This is a genomic window from Synechococcus sp. BDU 130192, assembly GCF_963876085.1.
Lineage (GTDB): Bacteria > Cyanobacteriota > Cyanobacteriia > Cyanobacteriales > MRBY01 > MRBY01.
Genome location: NZ_CAWNNO010000044.1, coordinates 59,336 through 71,822 on the forward strand (window position 1 = coordinate 59,336; position 12,487 = coordinate 71,822).

13 protein-coding genes and 1 tRNA gene are annotated in these 12,487 nt (G+C 50.1%); 6 read left to right on the forward strand and 8 right to left on the reverse strand.

The window, feature by feature from the left end:
* Positions 1–61: 61 nt before the first annotated feature.
* A complete protein-coding gene (locus AACT35_RS10325; protein ID WP_012305742.1) occupies positions 62–394 on the forward strand; it encodes a YbaB/EbfC family nucleoid-associated protein in 333 nt (110 codons plus the stop codon).
* Positions 395–558: 164 nt separating this feature from the next.
* On the opposite strand, the gene AACT35_RS10330 is transcribed toward AACT35_RS10325, so the two are convergent.
* The 6 genes from AACT35_RS10330 to AACT35_RS10355 form a co-directional block, all read right to left on the reverse strand.
* The gene (locus AACT35_RS10330) at positions 559–2,565 is read right to left on the reverse strand and encodes a caspase family protein (protein ID WP_099239871.1); all 2,007 of its coding nucleotides are present in this window, start codon (positions 2,563–2,565) and stop codon (positions 559–561) included.
* Positions 2,566–2,698: 133 nt separating this feature from the next.
* A tRNA-Asp gene (locus AACT35_RS10335) sits at positions 2,699–2,772 on the reverse strand.
* A gap of 135 nt (positions 2,773–2,907) precedes the next feature.
* On the reverse strand, positions 2,908–3,645 hold the full coding sequence (locus tag AACT35_RS10340; RefSeq protein WP_012305739.1) for an isoprenyl transferase: 738 nt from the start codon (positions 3,643–3,645) through the stop codon (positions 2,908–2,910).
* Between the two features lie 15 nt (positions 3,646–3,660).
* The gene (cdaA, locus tag AACT35_RS10345; RefSeq protein WP_099239873.1) at positions 3,661–4,542 is read right to left on the reverse strand and encodes a diadenylate cyclase CdaA; all 882 of its coding nucleotides are present in this window, start codon (positions 4,540–4,542) and stop codon (positions 3,661–3,663) included.
* A 163-nt stretch (positions 4,543–4,705) separates the two neighbouring features.
* Positions 4,706–6,094, reverse strand: a complete 1,389-nt coding sequence (gene lysA / locus AACT35_RS10350) for a diaminopimelate decarboxylase (protein ID WP_099239875.1) — start codon at positions 6,092–6,094, stop codon at positions 4,706–4,708.
* A gap of 97 nt (positions 6,095–6,191) precedes the next feature.
* Complete coding sequence (locus tag AACT35_RS10355; RefSeq protein ID WP_065709858.1) at positions 6,192–6,518, reverse strand: hypothetical protein; 327 nt, start codon at positions 6,516–6,518, stop codon at positions 6,192–6,194.
* Positions 6,519–6,742: 224 nt separating this feature from the next.
* Between AACT35_RS10355 and rimI the strand changes: the two genes are divergently transcribed.
* Entirely contained in the window at positions 6,743–7,297 is a 555-nt protein-coding gene (rimI, locus tag AACT35_RS10360; RefSeq protein WP_099239879.1) for a ribosomal protein S18-alanine N-acetyltransferase, read from the forward strand.
* A 119-nt stretch (positions 7,298–7,416) separates the two neighbouring features.
* On the opposite strand, the gene AACT35_RS10365 is transcribed toward rimI, so the two are convergent.
* The gene (locus tag AACT35_RS10365; protein ID WP_062431685.1) at positions 7,417–8,706 is read right to left on the reverse strand and encodes a glucose-1-phosphate adenylyltransferase; all 1,290 of its coding nucleotides are present in this window, start codon (positions 8,704–8,706) and stop codon (positions 7,417–7,419) included.
* A gap of 303 nt (positions 8,707–9,009) precedes the next feature.
* Here AACT35_RS10365 and AACT35_RS10370 point away from each other — a divergent pair, with 303 nt between their 5' ends.
* Genes AACT35_RS10370 through thrB form a run of 4 tightly spaced genes read left to right on the forward strand, consistent with a single transcriptional unit; the run spans position 9,010 to position 11,901 of the window.
* The gene (locus AACT35_RS10370) at positions 9,010–9,750 is read left to right on the forward strand and encodes a pyridoxine 5'-phosphate synthase (RefSeq protein ID WP_099239881.1); all 741 of its coding nucleotides are present in this window, start codon (positions 9,010–9,012) and stop codon (positions 9,748–9,750) included.
* Between the two features lie 53 nt (positions 9,751–9,803).
* Positions 9,804–10,127: an MgPME-cyclase complex family protein gene (locus tag AACT35_RS10375; protein ID WP_030006753.1), complete on the forward strand. Its 324-nt coding sequence runs from the start codon at positions 9,804–9,806 to the stop codon at positions 10,125–10,127.
* Positions 10,128–10,157: 30 nt separating this feature from the next.
* Entirely contained in the window at positions 10,158–10,961 is an 804-nt protein-coding gene (locus tag AACT35_RS10380; RefSeq protein ID WP_143596804.1) for a hypothetical protein, read from the forward strand.
* A 22-nt stretch (positions 10,962–10,983) separates the two neighbouring features.
* Positions 10,984–11,901, forward strand: coding sequence for a homoserine kinase (gene thrB / locus AACT35_RS10385; RefSeq protein WP_099239885.1), 918 nt, complete (start codon positions 10,984–10,986; stop codon positions 11,899–11,901).
* A 37-nt stretch (positions 11,902–11,938) separates the two neighbouring features.
* Here thrB and AACT35_RS10390 read toward each other — a convergent pair whose 3' ends face one another.
* The gene (locus tag AACT35_RS10390; RefSeq protein ID WP_099239887.1) at positions 11,939–12,484 is read right to left on the reverse strand and encodes a Uma2 family endonuclease; all 546 of its coding nucleotides are present in this window, start codon (positions 12,482–12,484) and stop codon (positions 11,939–11,941) included.
* Positions 12,485–12,487 lie beyond the last annotated feature (3 nt).

Below are 12,487 nucleotides of genomic sequence, written 5' to 3' on the forward strand. Positions count from 1 at the left end.
AGATGCCCTAGGGGTCTAATCTAGACGAGACAATCACGAACATTATTATTTTGTAAAGACTATGCCACAAGGATTTGGACTCGGGAAAATGAAAGAGCTGGCCGCCGCATTCCAGCAAGCCCAAAAGGTACAGGAAGGGGCGAAAAAACTCCAAGAAGAGCTCGAAGCGATGGACATTGAAGGTACCAATGCCGACGGTTCTGTAAAAGTGATTCTCAGCGGTAACCAGGAACCACGGGGCGTAGAAATTTCCCCAGAGGCGATCGCCAAGGGCGCAGAGGAACTTTCGGCTGCCGTTTCTGAAGCACTGACCGATGCCTATACCAAATCCACCGAAACCATGCGCACCCGGATGGAAGAGCTAACCAGTGGCCTCAACCTCCCCGGCCTTTAATTCAAAATAAAAATCATTCACCTGGCGAGTTTGGGCTGCGGAAAATACCCACACCAAGACCCAATCCTTCAACTTAAAAAAACAATAATTTTTGACCCCAGGGTTTTGTCTTGGGGTTTTTTATTGTTTGATTTGATTTTTTTTAATTATGCCAAGCGCCAAAATTAGGATGACGCCTCCGTTTCCACAACGGTGTAGGTAAAGCACAAACCCGCCCACTGGGTCGTGGAGAAAACATAATTTTCTTTGTTGGGTTCTGTGCCTTCTGGGGGAACCACTTGCAAATCACTGAGGAGGCCTTGGATGAGAGGCAGGGATTTTTCTAGCTTCTGGGGAATGGTCTCTAAATCCCCAAAAAGTTGGGTGGCCTGGTCTTGGAAATTTTCAAAGGGGCGATCGCCAATGATCCAATAAATTGTCCACACTCCCAAGGGACGTAGCGCCGTTAATTCTAGGGGGCTGGTTGCGGTTTCTGGGGGGATCTTGAGACCTTCTTTAGCAGTCAGGAGCAGTAATTCTTGTTTCGGGCTTTGGGCAAAACCTAGACAAAATAGAGGTTGCGTTCCCGTATTTTCCAATTGATATTGCCCCTTTTCTCCCACCGTAAACGTCGGTTGAGGATTAGGATTGCTCTTCGACTGCCCCAGGCTAAAGGGTGTTGTTTTTGCCGTCAGCAGGGTCGAAAAACGATCCAGACGTTGGACCGTTACTTTCAAAGGCAGTTGGGTACTGGTTTCATTGACCAACAACCGGAGCCATTTTAAGGCTAATAATTGTTCTAGGCGGGGGAGGAGTCGATTGACTGAAGATTTGATCGCTTCGTTGGTATCGCTTGCTGGCACCACTCCGGGGACAATTTTGCCAGGGACGGTGGTCAATTGATAGGCTTCATCAAAAACATAATCCACCCAATCTTGGGGGTTACTGACGCTGGCGATGTTGGTCAGACTTGCAAAAGCACTCGTGGCATCCACCCGTTCGATGCGACTGAGATCCTCAGCCAGGGCAATTTTTAAGGCGAGGTTGCGGGGCAGATGGCGTTTCGTTTCTTGGATTGCTGTGCCAACGGTGACATTCTGCGTAGAAGATTTCCCTTGGCCGAAAACCCCTGCTTTGCCGCTGAGTTGGAGAATCGGCGCTGTTTCGGTACGAATTGTCAATTCACTACCGGGGGCGATCGCCTGCAAAATTTCCGGTTCAAAGCCCCCCAAATAGACTTCTAACCCCGTGGGATTTTGGCTAAAGATCTGACCCGTCGCTGGCAACGTATCGCTGGGGAGAGTGCCATAGAGGGGCGCGGTTTTGGTACCCAAAAAGGTCATTGTTGCCGGTTGCGTCTCATCCTTGGGTAAACGCACAGCAAGGTTTGTCTGGGCCGTAGTGACGGTGACCATCGGGTCATAGGCGGAGAGATATTGCCCAAGGGCCGCCGTAAACAGTCCCGTCATCACACCATTAATTTGCACTTCTGGGGTAACGCCCTCGGTGGCAGCCCACAGTTGAATCAAAGCTGATCGTCCTAACGCAAAACTAGAATTTGATTTGACAGTGGTGGTTTCGGGGGCAACAATGGGGGCGATCGCCGTTTCATCCGGATAAGTGCGGGGTCGCCAATAGGGGGCCGGGGGTCGGGAGCCAGGATCAAAACTGGTATCCAAGACGAGAATTCCTTGGGCTGGATTGAGATCTTGGATTAAGGCTTGAAAAGTGCTCAGGGCGATCGCCTCAGGGCCAGATTTCCCCGGGAGCACCAGGGCTGGTATTGGTTCTGGATCCGTTGGGTCTGTGACTAAGCGAGTACCATAGCCGCTGAAATGCACAAAAACCAGATCCTCCGGTTTCACTTTTGTCTTCAGGTCTGTTTGAAACGTTGTAAAAATACCGCTGCCACTGGCTTGATCATTACGGAGAGTGACGATGTCCGTCGCCGCAAAACCAAAACGTGATTCCAGCAAATGTTTCTGGATTTTTAGATCCTGCTGACACCCCCCCAAATTAGGCCCTTGACCATATTGATCGATGCCGATGAGCAACGCGATCTTGCGACCCCGAAATTGACTGAGAGCCTGGGCAGATTGTTTGAGATCAGATGGCCGTAAAAACGAAGAAAACCCCAGGGCACCACAGGTCAACCCCAAAGCTTGTAAAAAATCACGCCGACGCCATGCCATCCTAGTTCACTGCCTTTGAAATTCTGATATCAGCCTACCAGTACATCACTATTCCTGGCTAGAGCTATTTACCGCATTGTGTTGCAATATCTGCATCCACACCCAAGGACGGATTATATTCTTCTTTACTGTACGGGACTGACGGGACTCGAACCCGCGACCTCCTGCGTGACAGGCAGGCATTCTAACCAGCTGAACTACAGTCCCAAGTGGTTTAGGTCACTTTTAATAATATAAAGTCAGAAATTGTATATGTCAACTCCTTGGCGCAATTTTTTTAAACAATACCCGAAGCCCAGCCTTAGATAACTGCATGACGATTTTATGACATTGTTCAGGGGATTAAACGGTGGCTTTACCGAAGCGACGTTCCCGTTGTTGAAAAGCCAAGAGGGCGCGGTGGAGTTCGGTTTTGTCAAAATCGGGCCAGAGGGTAGGGGTGACATAAATTTCGCTATAGGCCATTTGCCACAACAAAAAATTACTCAGGCGCATTTCACCGCTGGTGCGGATCAAGAGATCGGGATCAGGGATGCCGTGGGTATAAAGGTGATCGTTGATCAGGGTTTCGTTGATATCGCTGGGTCGCAGTTCCCCGGCAGCAACTTTGGTGGCGATCGCCCGACAGGCTTGGACTAATTCTTGGCGGCCGCCGTAGTTGGTGGCAACGGTAAATTGAATGCCGTTATTATGCTGGGTTTGAATGACGGAGCGTTGAATTTCCGCCTGGAGGGAATAGGGTAAGGAGGTCAGATCCCCCACAAAGCGAATTTGAATCCCTTTGGCCGCCCAAATTTTAATTTCTCGCCGCAGCACCTTTTCAAACAAGGTCATCAAAAATTCCACCTCGGTGGGGGGACGCCGCCAGTTTTCGGTGGAGAACGCATAGACCGTGAGGGCATGGATTCCCCAGTCCTGGCAGTAGGTGAGCATATTGCGGATTGTGTCTACCCCTTTTTGGTGACCCATAATTCTGGGTAAACCACGCTGTTGGCCCCAACGACCATTCCCATCCATGATGACAGCGATGTGTTTGGGAAGCTTTTGGGGATCGAGGTCAGCGGGCAAAGGATGAACCATAGTTACAGTCAAAGGTTAATCTTTGTTGGTGAAAGGGAGATTCAGTTGCCGAAGAAACTTGAGTAAATCTTCCCCTTGAGATTTTAGCCGACGACCCAGGTCACCTAGGGACGGCGTTACAGATTCGCGATCGCCAGTGGTGAAATATTCCGAGAGCAGTTCTTTGAGTTCATTGCTGGTGAGGGGGCGATTCAGGTTCCCCCGGTCTGCGAGGGAAATAGAACCCGTTTCTTCGGAAACCACAACACAGACGCAGTTTTCAGCTTGTTCTGTGATGCTGCGGGCGGCCAGGTGACGGGTGCCTAACTGACGAAAGCCGGATTTTTCGGACAAATGGAAGAAGACCTTTGCGGCCACCACCCGGGAGTCACGGATCAAGATCGCGCCATCGTGGAGGGGATTTTTGTCGTAGAAAATCGATTGGAGCAGTTCCTTAGAGACCTCTGCATCGATGGGGACTCCGGGCTGGGCAATGCCTTTTTTATCGATGGGAATGGCGGTGGTTTCAATGAGAATTAGCGCTCCGGTACGGGATTGGGAGAGTTCTTTAACCGATTCAACAATCCGGTCGAGCACGGTATTTTCGGAGTTCGTATTCCGCGCCTCGACGGGCCGGAGCAATTCCATGATTTTACCTTGGCCTAATTTCTCTAATAGGCGCTTCAGTTGGGTTTGGTAGACTAGGGCGATCGCCACCGCAGAGATCAACAGTAATTTATCGAGGAGAGCCGCCGCATACTCAAACTGGTATATTTCTGCTGCCTTATCAGCAATCATCAACAGCAAAAACCCCCGCATCACCCAGAGGGTTCGTCGGTCTCGAATGGCAAAAACCGCCACATACACTAAGAACAATGTCAGCGCAATATCCGCAATGTCAAACAGCCAATCTGGCATCCTCTATTACCGCTACTCCAGCACAACCAACAACTTGCCATCAGACTCTATCATGTCATGGCGGGGGTAACCTTGGGCAAAGAAAAACGGGGTCAGCGATCGCCTCAATGTGGCCACCCCATCTACCCCGTTACCCCAAAAATGTTTAACCAATGAAAATAGATCAGCCTTGACGTAGCCGCTCCGGTAAACAATCTTGACGCACTAAATCCTCCAAGGTTTCCCGACGGATAATCAATTGGGCATCCCCTTCATTCACCAGTACGGCTGCCGGGCGACCGATGCGATTGTAATTCGAGGCCATACTGTAGTTATAGGCTCCCGTCGCCAGCACCACAAGGATATCCCCCGGTTGGGGCGTGGGCAGTTGGGCATCCTTGATCACCACATCCCCCGACTCACAATGCTTACCTGCTACCGTGACTGTTTCCTCACAGGGGGCAGACAGACGATTGGCAATGACCGCCCGGTACAGAGATTGGTAGGTAATCGGACGGGGATTATCAGACATGCCGCCATCCACAGAAACGTAGGTACGAATTTCTGGCACAACCTTACGGCTCCCGACGGTATAGGCGGTAATGCAAGCACTGCCGACGAGGGAGCGACCCGGCTCTACGATCAATTTGGGTAGCGCAATCCCATGGCTCCGGCAGGCGGCTTCGAGGGACTGGGCAACATTTTGCGACCAGGCTTCAATGCTGGGGGGATCATCGGATTCGGTATAGCGAATCCCTAAACCGCCGCCAAGGTTGAGAATTTCTGGGTTTAGGCCATAGTCAGCGGCTTTTTTGTACCAACCAGCGAGGACATCACCGAGATCTTTGTGGGGTTGTTGTTCAAAAATTTGCGACCCAATGTGGGCATGGAGGCCAATACAGTTTAAAAATTCAGCCTGGCTCACCAGGGCAAAGGCCGCTTCAATTTGGTTCGGGTCAAAGCCAAATTTGCTATCTAAATGCCCAGTGCGGATATATTCGTGGGTGTGGCACTCGATACCGGGGGTGAGGCGCAAAATAATCTTGGCCGTTGTTTGGCGATCGCCTGTGAGTGCCTTGAGCAATTCCAACTCAAAGAAATTATCAACAATGATCGTCACCCCTTGGTCGAGGGCAAAATTCAGCTCCTCACGGGATTTGTTGTTGCCATGGAAATAAATTTTTTGCGGGCTGACTCCAGCTTTGAGGGTTGTGTAGAGTTCTCCCCCAGAAACCACATCAAAGCCTAACCCTTCACTGTCAACAATGGCGCAGATGGCCATGCAGCTCCAGGCCTTAGATGCATAAATCACGAGGGATTCACCACCGTAATATTTTTGGAAACTGTCGCGGTATTGACGGCAGGTGGTTCTCAGGGTGTATTCATCGAGGATATATAACGGAGAACCATATTGCTTGACCAATTCAGTCACATCGCAGCCTCCCACCACTAAGTGATCCTGGCCATTTACGGTGCTGGTCAGGGGCATTAACGCTTGGTTGGGAGACAGGCCATCTGGATTTTGGGGCAAATATTGCCGACCTGTATTGTCAGTGGAGGCTGCGGTTAACATAAGCAATTACTTTGTGGTTATCTTTTACTAGATTCAATAGAATCATAGGTAAATAAGGATACCGAAAAAATAATCACCCTTGCTATGGAAATGGCGGCTATTTGTCTAAATTTTCATTGGCGTTGGTAGTTGTCGTTTGATCACCATCCCGGCCCGTCGTCGTATTGGTATTTTCACCGCTGCTCGAAGTATTGTTTACATTCGAAGCTCCACTTTCACTGACACGAACTCGAATGGTACTACCATTCTTAGTTTTGATAGTAATTTCTGTACCATTTCTTCCTTCCGATACAGTCATCGAGCCACCGTTAAATTCCTGGGCCATAGCATTGTGACTAAACCCCAAGAGGGAGCCGCTACACAGAGCGACAACTGCCATACTTTTTAAGGTAATTGCTTTGAGAGTTCTACTTTTTTTTTGCATCGTTTGTGCGTGAAATCTGCTGTCATTGTACAAATGGATAAAAAAACTGTTTAACAATTTTTATAAACTAATTGTCTTTGCTACTGAGAGAGGATGATGGATGATTATTTTCGGCACCACCATGAACATAAAAATTTAATGACTTAACCTGGTGTCTTTCAATTTTTCTGCTGTTCGCATTTGATAAACTTTTCAAGTATTTTTATGAGTGAGTGGTGAGATTCGTGAGTGCAGTTGCTTTATCGGTGCAGGCCCTGACAGAACAAACACTGCCCCAGGCATTGATTTTAGATCAATTATGTTTTGGTGGCCTTTGGTCTAAGGATGGTTATCTACGGGAGCTAGAAAGTCCAAATAGTACCTTGCTGATTGTGCCGGCTCCCCATGATCCAAATAAATTATTGGGATTGGGTTGTCTCTGGGCGATTGTCGAAGAAGCTCACATTACGCTGATGGCAGTTCATCCGGAGGTGCAACGGCAGGGCTTGGGACAACTCATTTTGTTGGGTTTGCTCCGGGATGCTTGGTTACGGGGTTTAGAACGGGCGACCCTCGAAGTCAAAGAATCCAATCAGCGGGCGATCGCCCTTTACGAAAAATTTGGTTTTACCCTGGCCGGACGCCGTAAAGGGTACTACCAAGACACCGGAGAAGACGCCCTGATCATGTGGCGCAAGGGTTTAGATCAGCCCGAATTTACTGTCCAATTAGAAGCCTGGGGAGCGACCATTGCCCAACGACTCCAGCAAAACCACTGGTCTTGGTCTCTCGATACTTAGTAATGCCAAAGGTTATCTCTGTCCACAAAAAAACCCCATCTCACCGAGAGACAGGGCACATTGCCTAGACAAAAAATGTGATTTAAAAAGAATTTTTAAAACAAGGGCCGCAACAGATCTTAAATGACCGTACCGTCGGGAATAACGGCGTTCTTTAGCACCACTGTAATGCCACTGCGAATGTAGTAGCCAAGCTCCTCACGGTTTGACTCCTCCACATTTTCCTTATTGACGATCATCACGTTTTTACCGATGCGTGCATTTTTATCGACGATCGCCCGGCGAATCGTTGTACCTTCACCAATCCCAATGGGAGGCTTGCCACGACGGAGACAATCCTGGCGCTTTTCATAGGGCTGATAATAATCTGCACCCATGATCATCGTATCTTCGATAGTGCAGTCCGCTTCGACACGGGTGCGAATACCAAGAACTGAGTGGTGAATGCGGCAGTTTTTAATGATGCAACCTTCGCTGATCATCGATTCTGTCACGTCAGCGTTGAGCACCTTCGTCGGCGGTAAGTAGCGTGCCCGGGTGTAGATGGGTGCCTTTTCGTCATAGAAACTAAAGGGTGGGATCGGCTGCTTCGTCAAGCCAAGGTTTGCTTCATAGAAAGCTTCGATGGTCCCAATGTCAGCCCAATAATCATCAAAGAGATAGGCCTGAACGTTGTAGTCCTTGGCCGCATCAGGAATAATTTCTTTCCCGAAATCGGTTTTATCTTTGCCTTCTTTGAGTAGATCGAGGAGTACTTGTTTCTTAAAGACGTAGATCCCCATCGACGCAATGTAGGGCTTTTCTTTCGCCTGCTCTGGATCGAGACCCAAGGACTGGGTATCCACCTGCATCGCCTTGAGGGCTTCACCGGTGGGCTTTTCACTAAAGTCTACTACGCGACCATTGGCATCAATTTTCATCAACCCAAAGGCGGGAGCCACTTTTTCGCCCACGGGAACCACAGACAAGGTAATGTCTGCTCCGGTGTCACGGTGGCGCTGGATAAATTCGCGATAGTCCATACGGTAGAGGTGATCACCGGAGAGGATGATGTATTCATCGACATCCCAGTCTTCTAGAAGCCAACTGTACTGTCGGACAGCGTCGGCGGTGCCTTGGAACCAATCGGGATTTTCTTTAGTTTGCTGGGCTGCGAGTACTTCGGTAAAGCCTTCGGTGAACCCGGTAAAGTTGTAGGTTCGACTAATGTGACGATTTAAAGATGCTGAATTAAATTGGGTTAAAACGTAGATTTTATGAATTTCAGAATTAATGCAATTGCTAACAGGAATATCAATTAGACGATATTTGCCTGCTAGAGGTACTGCGGGCTTAGCTCTGAGTTTTGTTAGCGGATATAGGCGAGTACCTGCGCCGCCGCCAAGTATGATTCCTAGGACTCGTTTCACAAAAAAGACCTCACGACTGCCTTTGACCTCTGTGTCAAGTGTATGACTGGAGGGGGGATCTCGAAAAGTAACAATTCAAACTTTTTCGGGATTTTTTCCCCAGAATCCATCATAGGTCTGATTTTCACCGACGTCATTTTAAGATTTGGGAATCGTTTATTTAAGGGCGATCGCCGCCCCCAGAGATCCAGTGGGGGATCGTGGTAATCCCCTGCAAATTCTGCGTAATGCCCCTTCCATCTCCTTTGGCAACCCTGATAAAATGGGCTTTTAGTTTTTTATCTTCTAAGCTTATTTTCCCTAATGGTTTCCCCAAATCCTCGCCTGACCCTCGGTGTGAATATTGACCATGTTGCAACGATTCGCCAAGCGCGACGCACGGTAGAACCAGATCCAGTGGCGGCGGCAACCTTAGCAGAACTGGGGGGAGCCGACGGGATTACGGTACACCTCCGGGAAGACCGGCGGCATATCCAAGACCGGGATGTCAAAATCCTGCGGCAGACGGTGCAGTCCCACCTGAACTTAGAGATGGCCCCCACGACAGAAATGGTGGCGATCGCCTTAGACATCAAACCCGACTACGTGACCCTCGTCCCCGAAAAACGCGAGGAAATCACCACGGAAGGGGGGATCGACATCGTGGGTAATTTTGCCCGGTTTAAGGAAGTGGTTGAACAACTCCAGGGGGCCAGGATTCCCGTCAGTTGGTTTATCGATGCTGAGCTAGAGCAAATCGAAGCGGCCCAGAAAACCGGGGCGCAATTTATTGAGCTGCACACGGGGAAATATGCCGAGGCCCAGGACTCAGATCAGCAGCAGGCAGAATTGGCGACCCTCAAAACTGGGGCAAAACAGGCGATCGCCCTGGGGTTACGGGTCAACGCCGGCCATGGCTTAACCTATCGTAATGTTTACCCCGTCGCTTGTATCGAAGGCATGGAAGAGTTAAACATCGGGCATACCATCATCAGCCGGGCTGTGTTGGTGGGCCTAGAACGGGCCGTGCGGGAGATGAAGCTTGCCATGTGGGGACAATTGTAGGGTATCTTTACTGGAACAAAAACAGTTATAAATCTTTCTATATTGAACAAGTGATGACGACCTATCATTTTGCCCTGGCCAGCCAAAAATTTCTCTTTGAAGAAGAACCCTTCGAAGAAGTAATCAAAGAACGCATCCGCCACTACGAAGAACAAGGCAAAGAACGGGATTTTTGGGTAGTGGAGAATCCGGCCTTTATCAACGCTCCTAGCCTCAAAGAAGCGAGCGAAAAAACCCCCAAACCCTGTGTGGCGATCATCTCCACGAAGAAGCAATTTATTACTTGGTTAAAATTACGGTTGGAGTATATCTACGTCGGCGAATTTGAGGCTCCCTCTGAGGAAATTCCAGAGCCCCTCAAGTCCCTAGCCGCTTAGACTCCCCTATTCTTTCTGGCGTGTGAACTTATGATGGGCAATTTCTGGCAACCGTTGATTAGGCTTGGGCGTGCTGCTTGCATCGGCAGTATCGCGGCGATCGCCTTTGTCCCCCCCAGTGTTGCCCAGCGGGGTTTATCCCAATGTCAGCCGCCTCAGGGCGCAGAGTTTTTGGTATTGGTATTTACCCCATCTCAACCCCTCCAGGCGGAAGTGCGCAATCAAGTGAGTCAAACCCTCCCGGAAAACCAACAGGCAGTGGTTTGTGAATACGACGGCAACGTTCTCAGTCGGGTCGGGGGCTTTACGAGCCTCGAAAACGCGACCCAGTGGGCTGAATATTTTGGGGAAGCGGTGGGTTTGCCCTTGATGGTGATCACCCCAGTAGATAGTGATTTGGCCCTAGAAACCAGCCAAGCGCCGACTATTCCCCCCATGGCAACGGCGATCGCCCCCGATCTGGTGGTCGAAACAACCGGGACACCAACCCGTAACGTTGCTCTGCCCCCGGCCCAGCCCCAGGCAGAAACAAAATCGACGCCTCCCCCCGCAACCCAAGGGCCAGCTAACTTCCGACCCCAAGGACTCCGGGGGGGATTTGGGGTGCTGGTAGAATACGGCGGGAATTTGGTGATCGCCAATCAGTTGCAGCGCTTAATGGGGCAAAATATTGGTCTGGTCGCCTATGGGGGACGCGGTTATCTACTCGCGGCCCACACCGCAGATTCCGCCCGGATCACCGAATTGTTAAATCGTCTCAATCAAAATGGCCTCGGGGCGATCGCCGTTCCAGCCGATCAAGTCATTCTGCTGAAGGCCGACATTAGCCTTTGATTTGTTTTTTTTGAAAAAGTTTATGACCTCTATCCACGTCCAAGTCCCTGCTACCACTGCCAATATTGGCGCCGGGTTTGACTGCTTAGGCGCTGCCCTTAGTCTCCATAACCAGTTCCAATTTCGCCTTGCGGGGGAAAGGGAGCCATTTTTCAGCCTCGAACTCGTCGGTGCGGATGTGGAAACCCAGAAGCTCGAAGCCACAGCCGACAATCTGCTCTACCGTGCCTTTGCGAAAGTCTTTGCAAGCCTCGGCCAGCCTGTTCCCCATGTAAATATTGCCATTGATCTCAAAGTGCCTTTATCCCGTGGGTTGGGCAGTTCCGCGACGGCAATTGTGGGCGGCTTGGTGGGGGCCAATGCCCTGGCCGGATCTCCTCTGAGCCAGCAGGAAATTATGAACCTCGCCATCGAAATGGAGGGCCACCCCGATAATGTGGTGCCTGCCCTACTGGGGGGCTGTCAACTGTCGGTAAAACATCAGCAGGATTGGGTGATTTGTCCTTGGGTTTGGCATAAAAATGTGGTGCCTGTGGTGGCGATCCCTGATTTTGAGCTGTCCACGGAAGAAGCCCGCGCCGTTTTGCCCCAACAGTACGCCCGGGCCCAGGCAATTTTCAATGCGTCGCGGTTGGGTTTGTTGCCCCACGGGTTAGCGCAAAACAAGGCTGAATATTTAACGGCAGCCCTGGATGATCAAATTCATCAGCCCTACCGAAAAAACCTGATTAAAGGCTATGACCCAGTGCAACAAGCCGCGATCGCCGCTGGGGCCTATGGCATGGTAATCAGTGGCGCTGGCCCGACGTTATTAGCGCTTGCGGCGCCAGAAAATGCCCCCAAAGTCGCAACGGCGATGCAAACCGCTTGGGAAGAGATTGGTGTAAAGGCGATCGCCCATGTGTTAGACATTGACCAACGGGGCACGGTCATCCTTTAGAGAGTGGATTACGAGGCTCGACAATTAACGGGAAAATTCAGGTTGAACGCTGCTGGGTCATGGCGATCACTGTTGCAACCGTCAGATTTTTGATTGCCCCTAGAGTCGGTAAAACGTTATCGCCAGCATAAATAATGGGTAGCTCATCCTGTTCCCAAACCCAAACCCGTTCCCGCTGAATATCTATTAACCAAGCCAATTCTGTTCCTTGCCCCAAACAATGCAGAATTTTGTTTTGAAGATCAAGGGTGCTCTGGTCGAGGGAGCGAATTTCAATTAGCCAGTCCGGTGCTCCCTGTAATGGGCCATCTTCTGTTAATCTCTCTGCTTTGGCGACCACAATATTCGGCACAGGCGACAGGGGCGGCACAATGCAACGCAATTCCTGAATCGCTTCATACTGGGTAGTTTGCTGGTTAATGGCGTTTACCAAATTGCGCTGGAGACGGGAGTGGAATAGAGACGGCATCGGCTTTTGTTTTGCAGACCCAAACAGAAATTCCCAAGCAGGGGAAGCTTCAATATTTTTCTGACGTAAAAAATCCTCTAATTCAGTCGCGATGGGTTTAGGAATCTGGGTCATGGG